We start from the raw sequence: 24,186 nt of genomic DNA on the forward strand, positions 1-24,186 counted from the left end.
ATTAGAAGTTGAATATGGAAGCTAGGAGATGATTATATGGGAAAAGTCTATAAACTTAATAGTGAAAAATCTTTAGCTCATCAGGTTTTAAAATATGCTGGTTGGTATGAAGGAAGAAAAGTAGATATAGAAAAAATAATAGAGTATTATCAAGAGAATAATTATATTCTAAATGATTTTGCTAAAAAATTTTTACAAGAATTTTCAGGGATAAAAGAAGATTGGTTTTTTAAATACATAGGTAAAAATGGAGAAGTACGAATAGGGGGAAATGATTTTAGCTTTTCCATTCCTTATGATTTACCTTTTGAAGAACAAGATAAAGAATATGAATTAAAACAAATTCCAGAAGAGGTAAGAGATAAAGTAATTCCAATAGTTGAAACAGGTTGGCATATTGGTGGCACTTTATGGATAGATGATAGAGGAAAATTTTATCATACTCTTTATTATAGAAATGATTGTATGGAACAGTATGATTCTATCTTTGATTACTTAGAATATAATTTTAGGCATTATTTAGGAAATGAAATTTATGTAACTTTTGAAAATCAAAGAGATTTAGAGAAAAATTAATATGAAAAAGTATAGGAGGAATTTTTATGAAAAAAGAATTGCCATTTTTTAAATATTATCCAGAGCCTTTAAAAACAGGAGAGTTTGAAACTGATGAAACTGTAGTATGTGAATGTTGTGGAAAAGAAACTGATGTTTATTATACTGGACCTTTTTATTCTGTTGAAGATATTGAATATTTATGTCCAGAATGTATAGCTAATGGAGAAGCAAGTAGAAAGTTTGATGGAGATTTTATATCACTTTATTTTGGAAAAGTTAGTGATGAAGAAAAAATTGATGAATTGATACATAGAACTCCTAGTTATTGTGGTTGGCAAGAAGAATGTTGGGTAACTCATTGTGATGATTTTTGTGCTTTTATTGATTATGTAGGAACTAAAGAACTAGAAAAAATGGGACTTTTAGAAGAAGTTATTAAAAATGGAAATCCTGCTGATGGAAATGAATGGAGTGAAGAACAGATAGAAATAATAAAAAATATGGTTAATGGAGGACATGTACAAGGATATTTATTCAGATGTTTACATTGTGGAAAACATTTTTTATATTTTGATGTTGATTAGAGGTAAAACTTATGAAAAAGTTGATATTGATGATATTTTTTAGCTTTATAGCCTATTCTTTTGGTTATCAGATAAAAGAAAATTTTACAGGACAGATAATAAAAAAATATGAAAATGGACAAGTGCAATCAATAGAAAATTTTAAAAATGGAAAACTTAATGGGGAGTTTAAAGAATTTTATAAAGATGGGACTCTATCTCAAATAGGAAGTTTTAAAAATGGAGATTTAGAAAATATAAAAGCTTTTTATGAAAGTGGAAATTTAAAATTTGAAGAAAATTTAAAGGATAGAAAAGGAAAATATAGAGGATATTATCCTAATGGACAGTTAGAAGAAGAGGGAGAAGTTTTTCAAGGAGAAGAAACGGGACTTTGGAAATATTATAATGAAAATGGAAAATTACTTTCAGAGGGAAAATATAAAGAGGGTAAAAAGATAGGAAAATGGAAATTATATAATCCTGATGGAAGTTTATTAAAGATAGAAAATTATAAAGAAAAATAGGGAGGGACTATGTATAAGATTGGTTATCTTGGAAATTTTGAAACAGTACCTCAAGTAGTAGAATATATCATAAATAGTGATATTGAAAAATTGGAAGAGGAATATAAAAAAGGTTGGGATATAAACAAAAAAATTACTTTAAATGAATTTATAACAGAAACTCCTTTAGAAATGGCTATACAATGTGTTAATGAAAAAGTTATTTTATGGCTTTTAGAAAAAGAAGTGAATGTAAAAGCTGGAATAGATGATTGGGTAACTCCTATTTCAAGTGCAGGGCGTTTTTTATCTTCAGAGATATGTGAATTATTAATAAAACATGGAGCATTAGAAAATTTAACTGAAAGGCAATATGAGAGAATTTTTGCTGATATTTACTATGGAAAAAAATTTGAAAATATAGATATTTTTGAAAAGTATGGAGTAACAGTTAAAAAATATGGAAATAATTGTTTGAGGGAAGCTATCTATGATAAAAATAAAAATTTAGCTCAAATGTTTTTAGACTATGGAGCTGATATAAATTACCATGAATATGAGATGGTTTTTACTGATAATTCAACTCCTGTGATGGTAGCTGTTCAAAGAAACTCTCTTGAATTAGTAAAATGGTTAGTAGAAAAGGGAGCAGATATTACAATTAAAAATAAATTTGGAGAAAGACCATATACAATAGCAGTTTTAAATGAAAATCAAGAGATGATAGAGTATATTAAAAGCTTAGAACCAGTAGATTTTCATAATGAAGAAACTAGAAAAAGTATAATAAAAAAATATAAATTGCCAAAAGATATGGTAGAGTTCTTTGATAAGGGAGATTTAAAGATAGAGTTCTCTAAAAATATTGATAGCAAATATATTGAGTTTTTTAAATTGGAAGATACAGTTGAAATGACTTGGAAAAGAAAAAAATATCTTTCTTTAGTAAAGGATTTAGAAAACTATTGGTTACATCTTTTATGGTATTCTAAAGAAAAAACTTTGTATATTTTTGATGGAGAGCATGAGGAGATTTATAAAATAGGAGATTGGAGCTATTTTATAAATAATTGTGAAGAGATTGTTGGAAAATTTATAAATGGGGAACTGTAAAGGGGCTGATATTATGCTAGAGATATTTAAAATTAGTGTATCAGAACTTTATAAAAAATCATTTAAAATAGTTATAATATTTTTATTAAATCTAGCTGTTATCTTTGGAGTAAATAAATTTGATATAAAAGTAGAAACATTTACTATTTTTATTCCAGCTATGTTGGGAATACTTTTTATAGAGGAGTGGAAAGGAAGAAGGGGAAAAGATATAGCAATAAATACTATAATCTATATAGTGATTTTCTTTTTAAATGCACTTTTACTCTATAAACAAATAGAAATTTTGGATAGAAATGAGTTTTTAAGTAATAGTCAAATATTTTTCTTTAATCTGAAAACAGTATCTACTGACATTATAGTATCTATCTTTGTTATGGGATTTTTATACTCTTTAGTTAAAGATTTAGAGGGTAGAATAGCTGTAATAGATATGTTTAGATACTTTAAAGAAAAAGCTTCAAGGATTTTGATATTGTTTTATGGAATAATTTTTACTTTGTATATCTCTGTTTTAATATATTATGGATTGAATACTGATGTTTGCCATGATTTACTAAACATATTTTTTCTTTTCTTTGTAACAATTTTTATTTGTTTTCTGATGTTAGTTTTTAAAAACTTTCTAATTTCAGATAGAAAAGATGAGGTTACTTATAGATTAAGAGAAAAATCTTTAGGATTTTATATGAAATCTATATTAAGTATAGGAGCAGTAATAGTTATATTTGGAACAGGATTATCTTTTTATTTTGTAATTAGTATTTTGGCAGATAAGATACTTTTATTGATAGTTTGGGGAGTATTAGTTTTATTGGTAATAACAGGATTAGAAATTTTAATTCTAAATATGTTAATTAAAATTAATGGAAGAGTTCAACCAAAATCAATGAATGTAAGAAAATTTTTCAATATTTTAATTATTAATATTATAGGGGGAATACTCTTAACAATTATTGTATTTATAGAATATAGTATTAATATGAATATAAATTTTATTCTTGAAAATGATTTCTTACATAATTTTTTACTTATTCTAATGATAAGTTTTATAGGGTTAGTTATAAATTTTCAAATACTAAGTGCTTTCATTGATAATCCACTTACTTTAGCTTTAAAAGATGGATTTAGTTTAACTACAAAATTTTTAAATCCTAAAGTTCTGTTAATTTTAATAGGAGAAAATACTTTTTTAATGATTAGTATTCTAAATGGAAGTTTTACAGGGCTTATATACTTTATAAATTTAATTATATCATTTTATTTAATAGAATTTTATTTAGATAAAAAGGAAGAAGTAAAATGGGAATACAAATAATTTTAATTATACTCTTAATTATGGCTGTTTTTTACACCTTTATATACTTTCTATTTGTAAGAAAATATGAAGATTTAAGAAAACTTTTTATAATAAATAAACTTTATGATATTTTTATTATAATTCCAGGATTTTTTATAGGCTTTTATAGTTTAATATTTTTTAGAATCTTAATTCTTGTAAATCTTTTAAGCATTATTTATATAGTTATTAAAGTTATTAAAAATAAAGAGCCTAAAAGAAAAATTATATATGCAATAGTTAGTCATTCAGAATGGTTACTTTTTATATAAATATTTTATATTTTAAAGGTGGCCTGATTAAAAAATCAGACCACTCATTAAGATATTAAATAAGGAGGTTTTATTATGGAAATTATGGAATACACTCAAAATGAAAGAATGGAGATTATAAAATTTATAGAGGAAAATTTTGGAAAAATAGAAAAAATATACCAAGATGTTGGCTTTGATGATTTATATTTAGATGTGGCTCAAATTAATCCAACAGAGGAAAAGCCATATTATACACTTATAACTCTTGGAATGGGAGAGCATAAGATGTATAACCAAAATAATGAAAATTTTTCAAGCTATACAGAACTTATGATTTCTTTACCTCCTGATTGGAATTTAGATGATGAAAATTATACTTGGGCATTGGATAACTTAATGAATTTAACATATATACCATTTTCATACTATTCTGCATATGAATGGGGACATTTAGAAAATAATTTTGAGCCTTTTAATTCTAAAACTAATTTAAGTGCATTAGTTTTATTATATCCAGAAATGAAAGAAGAAAACTCTGGACTTTTAAAACTTGAAAATAGAAATTTACAATTTTATCAAATAGTTCCTTTATATGATGAGGAATATACTTTTGCTTTAAAAAATGGAATGAAAAATTTATTGTTACTAGATGTAGAGAAAAAAATAAACTATGTTGTAGATATGCAAAGAGAAAAAGTTCTTGAATATTCAGAGGAAGAAAAAGAGTTGCAAAATGATATTATGGATTCATCAGAATGGCATTTAGGAGATTACTATTCAAAAGGAATAGAGGTAGATGAGATAAATATATATAATCACTTAGCTATCTTTCTTCGTTGGGCTATGGAAAATAATTTTTTAAGTGATAATTTCTTAAAAGCTTATGGTAAAGAGCTTGAAAAATACACTTCTCAAGATTTTATTGATTTAAGAGAGTTGGTAAAATATAGATTAAAAGGGGATTTAAGAAAATCATTCTTTAACGATGTAGGAAAAGAATTTATTAGATATTACTATGACTATGATTTTGATAATGAAGATTTTTTCCCAGGAGATATAGACAACTATGCTAAAAGAATCTTTGGAGAGGAGAAATATTATTCGCCAGAATTAAAAAGAGAAGCTTATTTATATCTAAATTTTGATGAAAAATATTATCAAGATATGAAAGAGGTTATAGATAAAGTCTATAACAAATGGCTAAAAGAATTAGAAAGTTATAAAAATTAGGAGAATCCTATGGAAAATTACAAGATTAAAAGTAAGATAAATATTTTATCAAAAATAATAGATAGTATTTTTATAAGTTTTTCTTGCTTTGTAGTTTATTTTGGATTAAAAACAAAAGTTACTTTCTCTAAAAATAGTTATATAATTTTTACAATTTTATTGGCAATTTGTTATGGTTGGATATTTATAAGAGATTTTATTTTATATAAGACTATGAAGATTACCCATTATGAATTAATATTTTTTTACCCACTCTTAAGAAAAGAAGTTAGAATTAAGAAAAAAGATATAGAAAAAATAAAATTTATAGAAAGTGAATTTATACCTAAACTTTATATTCACTATTATAGAATTAAAATAATTACAGAAAATAAGAATTATATTATATCTTCAAAGGATTACAGAAATTTTTGGAAAATACTAGATAATATAGGAACAAAATTGCCAAAAAGAACTATTGAAAGTTATAGGAGAAATACTGGATTGTAGAAAGGAAGAGAGTATTTTGAAGATTTTAAAAGTAGAAACTAATAAGAAAAAATATATTGATTTATTATTATTAGCTGACGAAGAAGAAAAAATGATTGATAAATATCTTGAAAGAGGAGAAATGTATATTCTTGATGATAATGGAGTAAAGGCAGAGTGTGTTGTAACAGATGAGGGGAATGGAATATTAGAAATAAAAAATATAGCAACTTTACCTAATTGGCATAAGCAAGGTTATGGAAAGAAATTAATAGAGTTTATAACAGAAAAATATTCAAAAAATTATTTAGTCATACAAGTAGGAACAGGAGATAGTCCTACTACTATCCCTTTTTATGAAAAGTGTGGTTTTAAAAAATCTCATATTATAAAAGATTTTTTTATTAAAAATTATGATAAACCTATAATTGAAAATGGAGTTCAATTAGTAGATATGATATATTTGAAAAAAATTTTGAAAAGAGGGGAGTAAATGAATGAGAAAATTTATATAGAAAGAGAAAGTAAAGTTAGATTGTGGTTTGAAATGTGGTTACAAAAAGAAAATAAGGGTATAGAAAACATATTTTCAGAATCAGCAATTTATATAGAAAGTTGGGGACCTCAATATGATAATTTATCGGAAATTACTTATTGGTTTAATGAATGGAATCAAAGAGGAACAGTAAAGAAATGGGATATATTAGAATTTACTCACAATAAAGATAAAACTTTTGTTGAGTGGAAATTTTTTTGTGAAATGAATGATGGGGAAATACAAAAGTTTGATGGTATTTCCATAATAAAATGGAATGATTTTAATAAAATTATTTATTTAAAAGAATTTGGTTGTAATGATGATACTTATAACCCTTATGAAGAAAAGAGAAAATCTAAAAAGTACAATTGGTTTTAAATATAGGAGTAAAATAGTCCTACTACTATCCCTTTTTATGAAAAGTGTGGTTTTAAAAAATCTCATATTATAAAGGATTTTTTTATTAAAAATTATGATAAACCTATAATAGAAAATGGAGTTCAATTAGTAGATATGATATATTTGAAGAGAGAAATATAGAATAAACTCGTAAAGAAGAGAGGGATTAAAATGATTTTTAGTATTGAAAAAACTTTTGATTTTGATATAAAAATAGTATGGAATGTCATAACAAATTTTAAAAAATATCATTGGAGAAGTGAACTTTCAAGAGTGGATATTATCAATGAAAAAGAATTTATAGAAGTTACTAAAGATGGATATTTAACTAATTTTAAAATTATTAAAGAGGAAAAATTTAAGTACTTAGAATTTAAAATTAATAATTCAAATTTGGAAGGTTATTGGAAAGGAGAATTTTTAGTTGAGAACGGAAAAACTAAAATAAAATTTGTAGAAGATTTAAAAGCTAAAAAAACATGGTTAACTCCTATTTTAAAAATTTATGTAAAAAGACAACAAAAAATATATATGAAAAACTTAGAAAAATATTTATATGAAAATGTAAATAAATTAGGAGTATAGTATGAAAAAATTAGATGATGTAAAACTTGGAAAATTTTTAAGTCTTATTCTTAGACATAAACCAGAAACAATAGGAATAGCTTTAGATAAAAATGGCTGGGCAGATGTAAAAGAGTTGATAGAAAAAATAAAGCTTTCTGGAAGATATATTGATATGGAAATATTAGAAAGAATAGTTAGAGAAAATAATAAAAAGAGATATTCTTTTAGTGAAAATAAAGAAAAAATAAGAGCTAGTCAGGGACACTCTATTGAAGTAGAATTAAATTTAAAAGAAATGACACCTCCAACTATTCTATATCATGGAACAGCAACTAGATTTTTAGAAAGTATTAGAGAAAAAGGGATAATAAAAGGGAATAGACAATATGTTCATCTGTCTAAAGATATAGAAACAGCTAGAAATGTTGGGAAAAGACATGGAGAAGTAGTTATTTTATCAATAGATATAGAGAGTTTAAAGAAAATTGGACATAAATTTTATTTATCAGAGAATAAGGTTTGGTTAAGTGATGATATTCCAAGTAAGTATATTTTATGGGATAAGATTATTTATTAAGAGGTAAAAATTATGAAGAATATATATTGTTATCAAAGGATTGAGGGAAGATATATCCCAGGTATTATTAAAAATGGAAATTATTTTTTTACAACAGTAGCTCTTTATGAAAATGGAGTAATTAATTGTTGGGAAAAAGTAGAATTTCAGGATATTAAAGAAGTTATTGAGAAAGATTGGTTATGTTGTGAAATTCCAAATGGAAAAAATATTTCTATTTTTGAAGTTGGAGATTATGTTATAAAATCAGCTAATTGGGAGTATAATAAAGATACATATTATAAATCTATTATAGAAAATATAAAAGAGTTAAATCCTTATATAGAAGAAATTAACAAAATAGTTAAAAAAATTCCAAAGGAAGATTATAAAAAAGAAATGATGGTTACTTCTACTCCATTTAAAATGGAACATAAATCTAAATTATATAGCTGGTTTGATGGAGATGATACTTTTATTTTTTATAATTTTGAAGAGAAATTGTATTTAACTACCTTAATAGCTTATGAGGATAAAACTTTTGAAATTGGAATGTTAGAGGAAAAATATTTTTCTTTAGAAGAAATAAAAGAGATGTTTGATAAAAATATTCTTACAACAGAGGTAAAAGATAGATTTTTTATAAAAGATTTTGCAGAAATAGAAATAGAAAAAATTAATTATTTTGTAGAAAAAAGCCAAAAATTTAAAGAAGTAGAAGATATGATGAAAAAAGTTTGTGAAGAAGAAACAACTCTTGAATTATGTAGAGAAGCGTATTTTGAATATTTGGCTGACCCTTGTGATTATACAAAAGAGAAATTAAGAAAAACTTATGAAGCTGTTCCTGAACATGAAAGAATGTATTTAGGGGATATGGATTCTAAAGATTGGGACTACCAAAGAATTTTATATTCTAATAAAAAGAGAGAAGTATAAGAGTAGGTGGAGAAAATGTATAAACATTGTGACTTAGATGATTCTTATATTAATCTTCATGATTGTTGTGTTGAAAAAATAAATTTTGATAATGGGATTTTATCTTTTATTTTTCCTAATGGATTTTGGATAATGCAGCAACATTCTTTAAATAATTCTGAAAATACAGTTCTAACAAGTTCTTCACAAGTTAGTTTTTCGATTATTGATAAAAAAATTGATGGAATTAAGATTTATATGCTCAATGAAGAAAATGGAATAATAGTTAGAGAAAAATGGAATACAATTGACTTTATAAATGCTGTTAATAACGGTTATTTTAAAATAGAATTTACTAAACAATACAAAAGTTATCAGTGTTTTCACTTTGAATGTTGGGTGTGGTTTGATAAAGAACCATACTATTCAGGGTGTGAAATTATTTTATATAGTGAAAATGCATTATATTATTGGAATGATTTAAGATATGATTGTTGTTGGTAAAAGTTAATATAAAATAAGGAGGAACTATGGATATAAAATATTTTAAAAATGTGGATTTTAATACTGATTACCTTGAAACTACAATAGAATTTCAAAATAGGGAAATAGAGCTTGATATAAATACTGATGTAGTTCTTGGAAAAGATAGTTGGGTAAAAGAATATGAAGAATATATTTCTAAATTAGAAGTTTTTAAAGAAAAAATTGATAAAGAGATTGTAGAAGACTTTGAAAATGATGGAATAACAAAAGAATGGGTTGATTTTCATTTGGAAGAATTAGGAGAAGCAATAGAAGAAGAAAGATTACTCGAAGAGTGTGATAAAAAATTATCTTTAGATAGGCAAGTTCTTTCAATAATAAAACTTAGAAGAATAGGAATTTATCCTGAATATGAAGATTATGCTATTTGGGATTATATTCTTGATGATGAAATAAGTGATGAAATTTTAGTTATAGTTACTGATAAAAATGGAGAAATAGTAGATATTACTTGGGAAAGTTAAAATTTCATTTCTCCATTAAGTTAGAGATGGAGGATAATTTATGTATAAAATAATGTCAAATAATTTGACTGATTATGAAGCTATAAATCAGATAGAAGAAATTAATAGAATATTTAATGATAATAATATAGTAATTATGCCAGATTATCATGCTGGAAAAGGTTGTGTAGTAGGAACTACTATGCTGATAACTGATAAAGTTTGTCCTAACCATGTAGGTGTAGATATTGGTTGTGGAATAGCTGGTTATAAAATAGACAAGAGATATTTTAAATTTCATATAGAGAAATTAAAAGAGTTAGATGATATAATAAGAAAAAATATTCCAAGTGGATTATCAGTAAATAAGAGAAAATCAAAGTTTATCCCTAAAGGTTATGAGATAAAATTAAAAGCTAAGGTAGATAAACAATCTATGGATAGAGCTTATTTGAGCTTGGGAACTCTTGGAGGAGGAAATCATTTTATAGAGGTAGGAGAAAATGAAGAGTGTTATATTCTATTTGTTCACTCTGGAAGTAGAAATTTAGGAGTTCAAGTAGCAAGTTATCATCAAAATATTGCAATAGATACTTGTAATAAAGAGAGAGTAGAGTATATTTATAATATAACTAAAAATGTAGCTCCAGAAGAGAGAGAAAATATGATAGAGGAATATAAAAAAGAAAATCCTCATATTCCTAATACAAGCTGTTATTTAGAAGGAGTTTATTTAGAAGATTATCTCTTTGATATGAGAGTTATGGAAGAGTTTGCTTGTTTAAATAGAGAGATAATGATAAAAACTATTTTAGAGAAATTGGATATTCCCTTTGTTAAGGGAAATTATATAGAGAGTACTCATAACTATATAGAAGATTATAAAGGACTTCATATTTTAAGAAAAGGTGCTACATCAGCTAAAAAAGATGAAAAAGTTATAATTCCTTTAAATATGCGGGATGGAATTATCATAGGAATAGGAAAGGGGAATCCAGAATGGAACTATTCAGCTCCACATGGTACTGGAAGGATTCTTAGTAGAAAAAAAGCTAAAGAAAATCTATCTTTAGATGAATTTAAAGAAGTTATGGAAGGAATATTTACTACCTGTATATCTAATAACACCTTAGATGAATCTCCTATGGCTTATAAACCTATGGAAGAGATTTTAGAAGTTATTGGAGATACTATTGAAATAGAGGAGATAGTAAAACCAATTTATAATTTTAAAGCTAATTAAAATTTTAAAATTAAATTAGGAAGAATAAAAATGAAAAAATTATATATAATTAAAGGAACAATGGGAATTGGAAAAACAACTGTATCAAAGTTATTAAAAAATTCTTTAGATAGAAGTGTTTTTTTAGATGGAGATTGGTGTTGGGATATGTCTCCTTTTATAGTAAATGAAGAAACTAAAAAAATGGTTATTGATAATATAATTTATCTTTTAAATAATTTTTTAAAATGTAGTGAATACAAGAATATAATTTTTTGTTGGGTATTAAATTTAAAAGAAGTAGAGAAAGAAATATTAAGTAGGTTAAATTTAGAAAAAGTAGAAGTATTTTCTATCTCTTTAGTATGCAATGAGCTAGAATTAGAGAAAAGATTAAAAAAAGATATAGAACTAGGATTACGAAAAGAAGAAATTATATTGAAAAGTAAGGAGAGATTAAAAGATTATAAAAATCATGAGGGAATAAAAATAGAAGTTTCTAATTTAACTCCTATTGAAATAGTAAATATAATAAAAAATATAAAGTAAAATTAAAAAAATTATAAATAAAAATAGAAAAATTATTTAAAAATGAGAAAATTTTATTTTCTATTAAACTAAAAAATAATTTATAATTTTAAAGATAATTAAGGAGAACTCTATGGGAATTTTAACTAAGAAAATAATTAAAGAATTAGAAAATCAAGAGTATGCAGTTGATGTCCTACCAATACTAGATAAATTTCAAGTTAAAAATAACTATTCTGATGAAGAGATGGATAATGACTTAGAAGTTGCTCTTTGGAGAGCTTATGCTTATAATAATGTTAATAAATATGAGTTTTTTGAATTGACAGAAAAAACTCTTTCTAAAGTTAAAGAAAAAGGAATAAATAATAGTGAGTGGTGTTGTACCTATGCTTGTGCAATAGTTTATTTAAGAAGATTTGAAGAAGCTTTAGAATATTGTAAAAGAGCAGTAGAATTAGACCCTAAATATCCATGGGCTTGGTTAGAACTAGCAAAACTTTATTATAAGTTTAATTTATTAGATGAAGCTTATAAAGCGATAGAAACTGGACTTCAATTAAGACCTAATGCTTATACTTTTTTAACTTTAAAAGATGATATAGATAATGATAGAGGATTTGCTTTTTGTCTTACTCATTATGTTGATGAAGAAGTAGATAATGATGAATCTGAAGATGACCTTCTTAATATTGATGATGAGAAGCTATATAATGAATTTCTAAGTAGAAGTGATATAGAAAAAGAGATTATAATTTTAGATGAATTAGAAAAATTCCAAGAGATAATAGATTTGATTAATTCTCTTCCTAATGAGAAATTAACAGTTGGAATCTTATATTCTCTTTCTAAAGCATACAATAATAATTCTGAACCAGAAGAAGCTATAAAAGTTTTACTTAGACTGAAAGATAATGAAGAGAATACAGCTCTTTGGAATCATAGAATGGCTTATTCATATTTATGTTCAAATAATTTAGAGGAAGCTGAAAAATATATTGTAAAAGCCTTAGAAATAGAGCCTGAAAGAAAAAATTCAATAATGTTGTATAGATTAATATGCTCAAAGATAGGAAATGGTAAAGTTGAATCTGGAGAATCTGAAGTTGGATTAAAATACCTTTTAAAAGCTAGAGATTTAGCAACTGATGAAGAAACTATTATTTTAACTGAAAGAGATTTAGGCTGGGCATACGACCATATAAAAGAATATGAAAAGGCATATAAATATTTACAAAATGTTGTTACTTTAGGAAGAGATGATATTTGGGTACATTCAGAGTTAGGATTCTGTTTAGGTGGATTAGAAAAATATCAAGAAGCTATAAAACATTTTGAAAAAGCTATTGAAATGGGTAGAAATGATGATTGGATATATGCTAGACTTGGCACTATGTATGAAGAGGTAGAAAATTATGAGAAAGCTTTGGAGATTTTCTTAAGAGGACTTGAAGCAGAAGAAAAAAAATCAGAAATTTGGTTACTTTCAGAAATTGCTTGGATTTATAATAATAAAAAATCAGACTTTTCTAAGGGATTAGAGTATTTGAATAAAGCTAAAAAATTAGGAAGAGATGATATTTGGATAAATTCAGAATTTGGTTGGTTATATAATCATTTAAAAGACTATCCAAAGGGATTAAAACATATATTGAGAGCTAAAGAGTTAGGAAGAGATGATGAAGGGATTAATTATGAAGTTGGATTTTCTCTTAATAGAATGAATAGAGAGGAAGAAGCTTTAGAATATTTATTAAAATCTGAAAAATTAGGTAAAAATGATGAATGGCTTTACTCTGAAATTGGATATTGTTTTGATTGTTTAAATAGATATGAGGAAGCTTTTCCTTATTTAATAAAAGCTAGAGATAAAAGAGATGATGAGTGGATTAATTCTGAAATAGGTTATTGTTTAAATAGATTAGATAGATACGAAGAAGCTATTTTATATTTACAAAAAGCTAAGACTTTAGGAAGAAAAGATGATTGGCTATTTACTGAAATAGGATTTTGCTTAAAAAATTTAGAAAGATATGAAGAAGCTTTAAAATATCTATATAAAGCTGAAGAATTAGGAAAAGATAATGATTGGATTAATGTTGAAATAGCTGAATGTTTAACAGAAATGGATAAGTTAGAAGAAGGAATTATAAGACTTAAAAAAGCTCTTACTTATGAAGAGTGTGATAAACTTTATATAAACTCTGAAATAGGAAGAATATTAGGGAAAGAGGAAAATTATGAAGAAGCTTTAAAATATTTATATGAAGCTGAAAAATTAAAAAGTGATGATACCTGGGTTCTTTCAGAAATAGCTTGGAACATATTAAATATAGCTGATGAAATGGAAAGTAGTAAAGATAAGTTAAAGAATTATAAAAAAGGATTGGAATATTTAATTAAAGCTCAAGACTTAGGAAGAGATGACAAGTGGCTTAATGGACAAATTGGGTTTGCTTATATGAAACTTGAAAAATTTAAAGAAGCCATAAAATATTTTGAAAAAGCTAGATTTATAGAGCCTGATGATGAGTGGATATTATATAATTTAGGGGCAACTTATAGAAAGTATGGAGAAATATCAAAAGCAATAGAGTTGTTAAATATAGTTTTAGAGATGGGAGAATTTAAAGGTTGGACAGAATTAGAACTTGCTTGGTGTTACGCTCTAATTGATGAAAAAGAAAAAGCACAAAAATATTTAGAGGAAGTAGACTCATATATTGGAGGAGAAATTGCAAAATCTTTAGAAATTAAAAAAGAATACGATACAGTTAAACAATTAATTTCCAATAATATTTATTTATCATAAGATTAATATCAATACTATAAGAGATTAAGAGCAAAAAATTTTTTATAGTTATATTATTAATAATTAAAAATAAATCTTATTAAATAGAATTTATATAAAGAGAGAAATAAAATAAAAAAGCTCCTAAAAATAGGAGCTTTTTTTATATCTTCTTTTTGAGCATTTCTTTTGATTATCTTGTTCGCTACTCTACGAACATATCTTCTCTTTAAGTATTTTTTTTGATTACCCTATTCGCTACTTTACGAATAAATCTTCCTAAATAAAAATTTTATAGTACTATTATTTTTTATTTTTTATAATTTCTATTGCTTCTTCAACAGTTATTTTTTCTTCTGCAACATCTGAAAGAAAGGCTAACTCTTCTTTTGTATATACAAATCCAGCTAACTCATTACTATGAATAGCATAACTCATAGCTTCTATATTTTTTTCAATTCTTTTAGCTTTTTCAATTTCTTTTTTAGTCATTTTTTATCCCTTTAACATAATAATATTTTTATGTGAAATATCTATATTATAAGTATAATATAAAATTTTTATTTTTTCAAGTTCTAATTATCATTAAATATCAATGGTTTTTTATTAAAAAATTTTATTATAAATAATTGACTTTATAAAAAAAGTGAACTATACTTTAATATAACAAAAATACATTGAAACTAGTTAAGGAGGTATACTTATGTCACTGGTAACTAAAGAATGGGCTAAAGAATTTGAAGAAGCAGAATATCTTGATGAAGTAATAAAAGGATTAGAAGCATTACAAAAGGAAAATAACTATACAGATGAAGAGATGGATAATGATTTAGATGTCGCTCTTTGGAGAGCCTATGTTTATAACAATATGGATATGTATGAATATTATGAACTATCAGAAAAAACTCTTGCTAAAGTAAAAGAAGAAGGAGTGAAAAGTGGAGTTTGGTGTTATAGATATTCTTGTGCATTAGTTTACCTTAGAAGATTTGATGAAGCTTTAGAATATAGTAGAATGGGAACTGAGATAGAACCTAATTATCCTTGGGGTTGGTTACAACTTGGAAGACTATGCTATAAATTCAATCTTTTAGATGAAGCTTTTAGAGCTATAGATAAAGGATTGGAGCTTGTACCAAATGATTATGAATTTTTAACATTAAAAGATGATATAGAAAATGATAGAGGATATGCTTATGCAAACTCTCACTATATAAATGAAGAAGCAGATAAAAATTTAGAAGAAAGATTAATAAATATTGATGATGAAGAGTTATATAATCAATTTTTAAATAAAAGTGATTTAGAGAAAAAGTTAGATATGTTACATAAGGATAATCAACATAAAGAAATTATCAATATAATTACCTCTCTTCCAAAAGAACAATTAACTTACGATATTCTTGGAAAACTTGCAAGAGCATACAATAATAATGATGAATATGAAAAAGGAATGGAAGTTTTACTTTCACTAAAAGATGAGGGAGAAAATACATCTCTTTGGAATTTCCGTATAGGATATTCTTGTTATTATTCTGGAAAACTTGAAGAAGCTCAAAAATATTTTGAAAGATGTTTAGAGTTAAATCCTAATGAGCCAGATGGAGATACTCTTTTAAGATATACTTATTCTGATTTAGGAAATAAAAAAATAGAAGAGGGAAAAGATGAAGAAGCTATAGAGTATTTTAAAAAAATATTATCTATTGCAAAAGATGATGAGGGAATTATCTATGGAGAATCTGAATTAGCTTGGGCATATGACCATATGAGAGAATATGAAAAAGCTTATGAACATTTACAAAAAGTAGTGGAGTTAGGAAGAGATGATATTTGGTTACACTCTGAATTAGGATATTGCCTATCAGGATTAAATAGATTTGAAGAAGCTGTTGGAGAGTATAAAAAAGCTATAGAACTAGGAAGAGAAGACAGTTGGATATATGGTAGACTAGGATTAGCTTATAGAGAATTAGAAAAATATGATGAAGCTATGGAAAGTTATCAAAAAGGATTGGAAGTAGATTCAGAAGATGCTTATATTATTTCTGAAATAGCTTGGATATATGATAATATAAAAAATGATATTGAAAAAGGTTTAGAATATCTTAATAAAGCTAAAGAACTAGGAAGAGATGATATCTGGATAAATTCTGAATTTGGTTGGGTATATAATCATATTAGAGAAAATGAAAAAGCTTTATCATATATAGAAAAAGCTATGGAATTAGGAAGAAATGATGAATGGATTTATTTTGAAAAAGGTTATGCTCTTGCTAGAATAAATAAAATAGAGGAAGGAATAGAATGCTATAAAAAAGCTAAAGAATTAGGAAAAAATGATGTAGGAGTCAATGCTGAAATTGGATATTGGCTAAATGCTTTAGGAAAAAATCAAGAAGCTCTTGAGTATTTAGAAATGGCCAAAGAATTATTAGGAAAAGATGATTCTTGGATAGATTCAGAAATAGGCTTTTCTTTAAATAGATTAGATAGATATGAAGAAGCTGTTTTATATTTACAAAAAGCTAAATCTTTAGGAAGAGAAGATGATTGGATATTTACTGAAATAGGTTTCTCTTTAAAGAAATTAAAAAAATATAAAGAAGCTTTAGAAAATTATTTAAAAGTAGAGGAACTAGGAAGAAATGATGACTGGATAAATATTGAGATAGCTGAATGTCTTGGAGAGTTAGGAAATATAGAAGAAGCGATTATAAGATTACAAAAAGTACTTACATTTGAAAATTGTGATAAAATATTGGTAAATTCTCAAATAGGATATTTATATGGAAAACTAAATAAATCTAAAGAAGCTTTAAAATATCTGTTTGAAGCTGAAAAACTTGGAAGAAAAGATATTTGGTTATATTCAGAAATAGGTTGGAATTTATCAGATGATTCTACAAAATATAATGAAGCTTTTGAGTATCTTAATAAGGCAATAGAATTAGGAAGAGATGATAACTGGATTTTTGGACAATTAGGATTTGTTTCATCCAAACTTAACAAGAAAAAAGAAGCACAAAAATATTTTGAAAAAGCTTTATTTATAAATCCAGATGATACTTGGGTTGCATATCATTTAGGTATGGTTTATAGAAAAGGTGGAGAAGTTCAAAAAGCTATAGAAGTTTTAGAAAATAGTTTAGAAAATACATTATTTAGAGGTTGGGTAGAATTAGAGCTTGCTATTTGCTATGCTTTAATAGAAGATAGAGAAAAAGCTCAAAAATATTTAGAGATTGCTGAATCATTTATAGGAGGAGAAAAAGAAAATTCTTCTGATGTAAAAAAAGATTTTGATATGGTAAAACAATTATTACAACCATTAAATTTATTATCATAATTTAATATGAAAAGAGTTGATATAAAATAGAACTTATCAACTCTTTTTTATATAAAAATAACTTATTTTCGTCTTTTAATTATAATAAAAATATGATATAATACTCAACAGAAAAACATATTTTTGTAATGCTAAGAGAGGTGATGCCCAAAGTAAAATTATTTTAAAAAGAATAATTTTATTATGGGCATTTTTTTATGGGGGGATTATGGAAGAGGATGGAATAAAGAAAATTTTTATTTATGCAATTAGATTAATAGCTGGAATATTATTATTTATAAATTTATTAGATACTTGGATGATGTTTTGGACTAGGAGTAGCAGAGCAGAAAAAAAACTTGAAAGATATTTAGAAAAGACCTATGGAGAAGAATTCTATATAGGACATTTTGGTAAAAGAAGAATAAATAAAGATAAAGTATGGTATGAGGCTGGAATAATTTTTCCTAAAAGTTATCTTGGGACATATAAACAAAATGATGAATATTATTGGGGAACAGGATTTGTTGAGATAAAAGGAATGTATTTAGACCCAGGAGATAATTTTGGAGCAGTAGTATTAAATGAGGGAGCTAGTGAATTCTTTTTACCCAAATTAAAAGAATTATTTGGAGATAATGTTTATACTGTTTTTGATGTACAAGGATATTATGAGAAAAGAAACTTTATTGAAGAAATGGAAAGAAGAAAAGAGGCATTTGAAAAGTATGCTATAACTAATGGAAATCCTACAATAGGAAAAATTTTTATTTTTGGTAGAGTGAAAGATGAAAAAGATAAAGAGTGGTATAGAAAACAAATTTTTGAATTTGTAAAATTTTATAAAGAAAGTGGATATTTTAACTTTGTAACTTTACATATAAATGTTATTGATGAAAGAATATTGGCTTTAAATTCATATGACTATATAAAAAATTTAAAAAGAACAGGAAATGTAAATGAAGATTTAAAAGTTTTAGATGAGCCATTTAAAAATACTACAAAAGAAACAATAGAGTATGAGCTTGAAGAAGGTTTATCAAAAAGTAATATTTATGAGATAATGAATAACTATGGAGCTTATTTATTAACAACTACTGTTACATCTCCAAAAAGACTTATGGCTAATACAGAAAAACAACCTATAAATAAATATGAAAAAGCTAATGATATTTTATTTGAAGGAGAAAAGTTAGAAGTAAAAGATGGAGTTGTAAGAGAAAGTTCTGCAGATGAAAAATATTATATGACAGAATATAAATCTAAAGAAAGAAATGGTGTTTCTAAACAATATGATAGTACAGGAAAAATTGTTTTATGGGAAGGTAGTTACAAAGATGACAAATTAGAAGGTCTTTTTAAAGAATACTATGAAGATGGAAGTTTAAAATCAGAGGGAGTATATAAAAATGATAAGTTAGAGGGGGAAGTTAAAAATTATTATGAAAATGGAAATATAAAGTCAAAAATTATATATAAAAATGGATTAGAAGAAGGAAAAGCTCTATATTATTATAATAAAAGTGAAGTTATTTTAGAAAAAGAGAAAATGTATAAGGGTGGAAAATTAAATGGAAAATCAAGAGAATATTATTCTGATGGAACATTAGCCAAAGAAACTGAGTATAAAAATGATGAAAAAGATGGAATAGAAAAAGAATATAATTTTGATGGAGTATGTGAAAGAATGACCACTTTCAAAGCAGGATTTAGAAATGGAATAGAAAAAATATATACATCAGATGGAGAGTTAATAGAAGAATCAAATTATCAAAATGGTAGACTTCATGGAGATGTTAAAAAATATTATGAAAGTAAAAAATTAAAATTCTATGGAGTTTACAAAGAAGGTAGAGAAATAAGAAAAGAAGAATACTACTATAATGGAAAAATAAAAGAAATGTACGACTATGATAAAAGAATTAGAAAAATTTATAGTGAAAATGGGATATTAGTAAGTGAAACTATCTATGATAAAACAAAAGATTTTAAATGGATAGAAAAAGAATACAGAGAAGATGATGGAACATTACATTATATTCATTATTTTGAATATCATAAACCTGCACTTCCATCTCAAGAATTTGATAGAGATGGAAAAGAGATAACAAGAAAAACACCAGGAGTAATAAAATTTTTAGAAAATTTTGAAGGTAATAATTAAAAGGAGTTAAAATGAAAAAGATATTTTTATTAGGGATACTGTCTTTACTTCTTATGGGAAATGGAAAGATAGAATACTCAAAAGATGTTTATATAAAAGATAATAAAATGTAGAAAAAATCTGATAAAAGTTTATATACAGGAAATGTGTATAAGACTTTTAAAAGTGGTACTAAAGAAGTTCAATATATAAATGGAGAAAAAACAGGAAATGAAAAAATCTTTTATTTAGATGGAAAATTGAAAGCTGAAAAAGTAATAAAAGATGGAATAAGTTATGTAAAAATATATTATCCAAATGGAAAACTTGCTTTTGAAGAAACAATAGATAAAAGTAATGGCATAGAAAAGATAGAAAATAAATATTATTATAAAAATGGTAATATAAAATCAGAAACAAAAAGAAATAGAAATATAAAATCTGATAGATTAATTTCAGTTTATAATATTGAATACACTATATCTGGAGAGATTAAAAAGAAATATATAGATGATGGAAATAATAAAATTACACAAAAAGTTTTGGAAAAGAAAGATATAGAAACTTATGAGGAATACACAAAGAAAGATTCTAAATATATTGGAAAATATATATCTTATAAAGATGGAGCCTTAAAACAGGAATTAATTTATGATGAAAATGGTAATTTAACAGAGGAAAGTAAAGTTTACAATGAAAGTGGAGAAGTCCAAAAGAATTTATTTGTAACTTCATTAAATGATTTTTATAATAAAGAGATAACAGATAATATTATAAATATTTCTAAAAGTGATACAAAAAATAAATATCAATTAGAATATGAAGATAAAAATGGAAATTTACATAAGGATATAATCTCAAAAGATTTTTATTTAGATAGTGGTGTCAAGTATAATGATTATGGCTTAGTAGAATTAGAGGAACCTTCAAAAAATAATAAAGCAGAGGGAGTGTTCAAAAGATATAAAAATGGATTATTAGTTTCTGAAAAATTTTATAAAGATGGTTTCCAAGAAAAGAAAAAAGATTATTGGCTAGAATTTCCAAATAATGAATATATTATTAGTGAGTATATAGATGTCAATTCTACAAAAACTTGGTATCCTAACGGGAAATTGAGAAATGAAGAAAAAATGGAGGGAGAAAATATCATTGAAAAAAGATATGCTCCTAATGGTGAGTTGGCTTATGAAAGATTTTATAAACCTAAAAAGGAAGTTTATACAATAGGAAAAGAATTAATAGACGAGAAACAATATCTTCCAAAATATTTTTCAGCAGTAGAGATTCGTGGAAATTGTGAAGTACATTTTTCTAATGGAAAATTAGCATTTCGTGGAACATATGATAAGGGAAAAAGATTGATTGGAGATACAGAGATGTATAGAGAAGATGGTTCTCCAGTATATAAAATAAAATATGAAAAGAATAAATTTGGACATAATTTACCAACAGATATAAAAATTTATTATCCTAATGGAAATTTAAAATATGAAAGAATATTGAGAAATGATGTAATTACCCTTGAAAAAAGTTATTATGAAGATGGCAAAACTATGTATCTTGATATAAGAGATGAAAATGGTAAAACAAAAACAGAGGAAAGATATTATCCTAATGGAAAATTAGCAGGAAAAACTTTCTATATAGATGAAGAAAAACAGATAAAAGATGGTGAGTATTTAAGATATTATCCTAACGGAAATTTAAAAATTGCTGGAAATTATAAAGATGGAATATTAGTTGGAGAATACAAAGAATATTACTCTAATGGAAACTTAAAATCTTCTATAAACTATGATACTTTAGAAGGAACAACATATTATAGAGACAATAAATTAAAAACAAAATCTATATCAGAAAATAATTCCAATGTAAATAATATATATAGTTATTATACAAATGGAAAATTAAAGAGTAAAAGTTACTATGATACAAATAGTGAAAAAATAAAAAATGAATCTTATTATTTGAATGGAAATTTAAAAACTTCCGATAATATTATATATTACTCTAATGGCAATATAAAAGAGAAAAAAATCTCTAATGATGAATATATAAAATATTATATAAATGGACAAATAATGGAAGAAAAAACTTTAGATAAAACTATTGTTTATGATGAAGATGGACAAAAAATTTCTGAAGAGATTATCAATAAAAAAGAAAATATTTTTAGCTCAGATACAGAAAAAGTTACTATAAAATATTATGTAACAGGAGATGTAGAAACAAAGACTTATACAACAGCTGATAGTTTTATTATAGAGTATTATGACTATGCAGAAAATATAATAGGAAAAGAAAGTAATACATATAGAGGTAACGAAATAACAACTTATAATGATTGGGAAGAAGTTTTAGAAAAATCTAATTATTAGATGAAAGGATGAAAATGAAAAAGATAATTTTAGGTATGTTTATAATCTTTAATTTTCTATTAGGAAATGAAATTTCAATAGAAGATTTAGATTTTAAAAATAATAGATATTATGAAAAAAATAGTGAAAAACTTTTTAATGGAGAAGCATTTTCAAGAAGTTCTAATTTTATAGAAGTAGACCAGATAAAAGATGGAATAAAAATTTCAGGGAAGAAAAATAGAATTTATGATAATTTTCTTGTATCAGAATTTACTTTTGATGTAAATAAAGTTTTTTTGGAGAAGGTTATTTACAAATTTGATGGAAGTTATAATGTTTCAAAATTAATGTCCGATAAATCAATGAATGAAGAATATTATAGTAATAAAAAAATCAAAGAAAGCCACACTTTTACAAAAATAAAATTAGATAAAGAAAAAATTATAGAATGTGTCAATAGTCCTCAACAAAAAATTAGATTTGGTGACCAAAAATATATTTATCAGTATAATTCTTATGATATGGAAGAAAATCTAATGTTAGATTACACAAAAGATTATATAAATAATAAAGAGATAAGAATAGAAGATGGAATAAAGACAGAGAAAAGTAAAAATGAAAATAAAGTTTATTATGAAGATGGGACTTTAAAAGAAATAAATGGAACTCTATATAATGAGGATAAGACAATTTTGGAAACAGAAAATTTTTGGGCTTTAGAATCAGATGCTTTAGAAGAAATATTGAGTGAAGAGTTTGAATATTTACAAAATGGAAATCCTTATTGGAATAAAGAAAAAATAATATCTTCAACAGAAGGAGATTTACCATTTTTAAATGAAAAATTTATAACAAAAGAACTTATTTTAAAAAATGATAGAGCAGTTTATAAAATCCAAGGTTATGAGGAAAATTATATTGTAGAGGTACTAATAAATTCTACACTTTCTTCTCCAGACAAATATAGAGTGATAGCTTTTAATAAGATAAAAAAATATGATGATAGGGGAAAATTAATTTTTGATAAAGATTATAAAATAGAGAATAATAAAATAATTTTTACAAAGAATAAATACCATAAAAATGGAAAAGTAAAATATTCTATAAAAGAAGAGTTTAACTTAGATGATATAAAAAGAACTATCGCAACTTTCCAAAGAGATAAAAAGTTAGATAGAGAAGGACAATTAGAATTATTTATAGATTCTAATGAAACTCAAGCAAAAAATAACGGGAAAATAATTAATAGTAATAAATATTGTAAAATAAATTTAGATTATGAAATAGAAGAATATGAGACAAATGGAAAATTAAAATATAAAGGAATTTTTACTCAAGATAGACTATTTAATGAATACTATGTTGATAATAGAGTTGTATCTTCTCGTGAAAAAATTAAAGAAGATAAAATGATTAAAGAAATAGAAAAAGTATATTTTAAAAGTGGAAATATTAGAAATGAAAGAATTACATACTATGATTTAAAAGGTAATGAATATCAAAATATTAAAAAAGAATATAATCCAAAAGGGAGTTTAATAAAAGAATATTTACAAAATAGAGATATAAGAGAAAGAAAAGAGTATTTTGATAATGGAGCAATGAAAAAACACCTAAGTGATAAAAATGATGTAGATTATTTATATGAAGGATATTATAGAAATGGAAAAGTATATTTTAAAATGGAAAGTTTAAATTATAAAACAAGAACTCTTAATATTTATAATAGTGATGAAAGTTTAAGAGAAAAGCAGTTAATTTATTATGATGAAAATTGGAATGAGATTAGAAGAGAAAATATTTAATTATGGAG

23 protein-coding genes and 1 pseudogene are annotated in these 24,186 nt (G+C 24.6%); 23 read left to right on the top strand and 1 reads right to left on the bottom strand.

Going from position 1 to position 24,186, the window contains the following annotated elements; translation table 11 throughout:
- The first annotated feature begins 36 nt into the window (after positions 1 to 36).
- The 19 genes and pseudogenes from HF862_RS01005 to HF862_RS01095 all read left to right on the top strand — a co-directional run bounded on the left by HF862_RS01005 (position 37) and on the right by HF862_RS01095 (position 14,560).
- Positions 37 to 576: an SUKH-3 domain-containing protein gene (locus HF862_RS01005; RefSeq protein ID WP_170186056.1), complete on the top strand. Its 540-nt coding sequence runs from the start codon at positions 37 to 39 to the stop codon at positions 574 to 576.
- 26 nt (positions 577 to 602) lie between these two features.
- Positions 603 to 1,142 carry a CbrC family protein gene (locus HF862_RS01010; RefSeq protein ID WP_170186057.1) on the top strand — a complete coding sequence of 180 codons (540 nt, stop codon included), beginning with the start codon at positions 603 to 605 and terminating at the stop codon, positions 1,140 to 1,142.
- Between the two features lie 11 nt (positions 1,143 to 1,153).
- On the top strand, positions 1,154 to 1,648 hold the full coding sequence (locus HF862_RS01015; protein ID WP_170186058.1) for a toxin-antitoxin system YwqK family antitoxin: 495 nt from the start codon (positions 1,154 to 1,156) through the stop codon (positions 1,646 to 1,648).
- Between the two features lie 9 nt (positions 1,649 to 1,657).
- Positions 1,658 to 2,740 (top strand): ankyrin repeat domain-containing protein, encoded by a 1,083-nt coding sequence (locus HF862_RS01020; protein ID WP_170186059.1) that lies wholly within the window; start codon positions 1,658 to 1,660, stop codon positions 2,738 to 2,740.
- On the top strand, positions 2,727 to 4,058 hold the full coding sequence (locus HF862_RS01025) for a hypothetical protein (protein ID WP_170186060.1): 1,332 nt from the start codon (positions 2,727 to 2,729) through the stop codon (positions 4,056 to 4,058). Before HF862_RS01020 ends, HF862_RS01025 begins: the two co-directional genes overlap by 14 nt.
- A 20-nt stretch (positions 4,059 to 4,078) precedes the next feature.
- Complete coding sequence (locus HF862_RS01030) at positions 4,079 to 4,351, top strand: hypothetical protein (protein WP_170186061.1); 273 nt, start codon at positions 4,079 to 4,081, stop codon at positions 4,349 to 4,351.
- 75 nt (positions 4,352 to 4,426) lie between these two features.
- Positions 4,427 to 5,563, top strand: a complete 1,137-nt coding sequence (locus tag HF862_RS01035; RefSeq protein WP_170186062.1) for a suppressor of fused domain protein — start codon at positions 4,427 to 4,429, stop codon at positions 5,561 to 5,563.
- A gap of 9 nt (positions 5,564 to 5,572) precedes the next feature.
- Positions 5,573 to 6,052 carry a hypothetical protein gene (locus HF862_RS01040; protein WP_170186063.1) on the top strand — a complete coding sequence of 160 codons (480 nt, stop codon included), beginning with the start codon at positions 5,573 to 5,575 and terminating at the stop codon, positions 6,050 to 6,052.
- A gap of 16 nt (positions 6,053 to 6,068) precedes the next feature.
- A complete protein-coding gene (locus HF862_RS01045; protein WP_206038969.1) occupies positions 6,069 to 6,524 on the top strand; it encodes a GNAT family N-acetyltransferase in 456 nt (151 codons plus the stop codon).
- Positions 6,525 to 6,947 (top strand): nuclear transport factor 2 family protein, encoded by a 423-nt coding sequence (locus tag HF862_RS01050; protein WP_170186064.1) that lies wholly within the window; start codon positions 6,525 to 6,527, stop codon positions 6,945 to 6,947. It begins immediately after the preceding gene.
- Positions 6,948 to 6,959: 12 nt separating this feature from the next.
- A pseudogene (locus HF862_RS10150) lies at positions 6,960 to 7,109 on the top strand (GNAT family N-acetyltransferase); the annotation flags it as partial.
- Between the two features lie 30 nt (positions 7,110 to 7,139).
- Positions 7,140 to 7,553 (top strand): polyketide cyclase, encoded by a 414-nt coding sequence (locus HF862_RS01060; protein ID WP_170186065.1) that lies wholly within the window; start codon positions 7,140 to 7,142, stop codon positions 7,551 to 7,553.
- A gap of 1 nt (position 7,554) precedes the next feature.
- Positions 7,555 to 8,112, top strand: a complete 558-nt coding sequence (locus HF862_RS01065) for an RNA 2'-phosphotransferase (protein ID WP_170186066.1) — start codon at positions 7,555 to 7,557, stop codon at positions 8,110 to 8,112.
- 12 nt (positions 8,113 to 8,124) lie between these two features.
- Positions 8,125 to 9,030 carry a hypothetical protein gene (locus tag HF862_RS01070; protein ID WP_170186067.1) on the top strand — a complete coding sequence of 302 codons (906 nt, stop codon included), beginning with the start codon at positions 8,125 to 8,127 and terminating at the stop codon, positions 9,028 to 9,030.
- A gap of 15 nt (positions 9,031 to 9,045) precedes the next feature.
- Positions 9,046 to 9,513 (top strand): hypothetical protein, encoded by a 468-nt coding sequence (locus tag HF862_RS01075; protein WP_170186068.1) that lies wholly within the window; start codon positions 9,046 to 9,048, stop codon positions 9,511 to 9,513.
- Between the two features lie 26 nt (positions 9,514 to 9,539).
- Positions 9,540 to 10,019: a DUF2004 domain-containing protein gene (locus tag HF862_RS01080; RefSeq protein ID WP_170186069.1), complete on the top strand. Its 480-nt coding sequence runs from the start codon at positions 9,540 to 9,542 to the stop codon at positions 10,017 to 10,019.
- A 40-nt stretch (positions 10,020 to 10,059) separates the two neighbouring features.
- Entirely contained in the window at positions 10,060 to 11,241 is a 1,182-nt protein-coding gene (locus tag HF862_RS01085) for an RtcB family protein (protein ID WP_170186070.1), read from the top strand.
- A 30-nt stretch (positions 11,242 to 11,271) separates the two neighbouring features.
- Positions 11,272 to 11,769 (top strand): AAA family ATPase, encoded by a 498-nt coding sequence (locus HF862_RS01090; RefSeq protein ID WP_170186071.1) that lies wholly within the window; start codon positions 11,272 to 11,274, stop codon positions 11,767 to 11,769.
- Between the two features lie 112 nt (positions 11,770 to 11,881).
- On the top strand, positions 11,882 to 14,560 hold the full coding sequence (locus tag HF862_RS01095) for a tetratricopeptide repeat protein (RefSeq protein ID WP_170186072.1): 2,679 nt from the start codon (positions 11,882 to 11,884) through the stop codon (positions 14,558 to 14,560).
- Positions 14,561 to 14,842: 282 nt separating this feature from the next.
- Here the strand turns inward: HF862_RS01095 and HF862_RS01100 are convergent, their stop codons facing one another.
- Entirely contained in the window at positions 14,843 to 15,031 is a 189-nt protein-coding gene (locus tag HF862_RS01100) for an antitoxin VbhA family protein (RefSeq protein WP_170186073.1), read from the bottom strand.
- Positions 15,032 to 15,242: 211 nt separating this feature from the next.
- On the opposite strand from HF862_RS01100, the gene HF862_RS01105 reads away from it, so the two are divergent.
- The 4 genes from HF862_RS01105 (at position 15,243) to HF862_RS01120 (ending at position 24,178) form a co-directional block, all read left to right on the top strand.
- Positions 15,243 to 17,888 carry a tetratricopeptide repeat protein gene (locus HF862_RS01105; protein WP_170186074.1) on the top strand — a complete coding sequence of 882 codons (2,646 nt, stop codon included), beginning with the start codon at positions 15,243 to 15,245 and terminating at the stop codon, positions 17,886 to 17,888.
- Between the two features lie 208 nt (positions 17,889 to 18,096).
- Entirely contained in the window at positions 18,097 to 20,031 is a 1,935-nt protein-coding gene (locus HF862_RS01110; protein WP_170186075.1) for a toxin-antitoxin system YwqK family antitoxin, read from the top strand.
- A 146-nt stretch (positions 20,032 to 20,177) separates the two neighbouring features.
- The gene (locus HF862_RS10155) at positions 20,178 to 22,391 is read left to right on the top strand and encodes a hypothetical protein (protein WP_170186076.1); all 2,214 of its coding nucleotides are present in this window, start codon (positions 20,178 to 20,180) and stop codon (positions 22,389 to 22,391) included.
- A gap of 14 nt (positions 22,392 to 22,405) precedes the next feature.
- Positions 22,406 to 24,178, top strand: a complete 1,773-nt coding sequence (locus HF862_RS01120) for a hypothetical protein (protein ID WP_170186077.1) — start codon at positions 22,406 to 22,408, stop codon at positions 24,176 to 24,178.
- Positions 24,179 to 24,186: the final 8 nt, after the last annotated feature.

Source organism: Fusobacterium sp. FSA-380-WT-3A (assembly GCF_012843705.1).
GTDB lineage: Bacteria > Fusobacteriota > Fusobacteriia > Fusobacteriales > Fusobacteriaceae > Fusobacterium_B.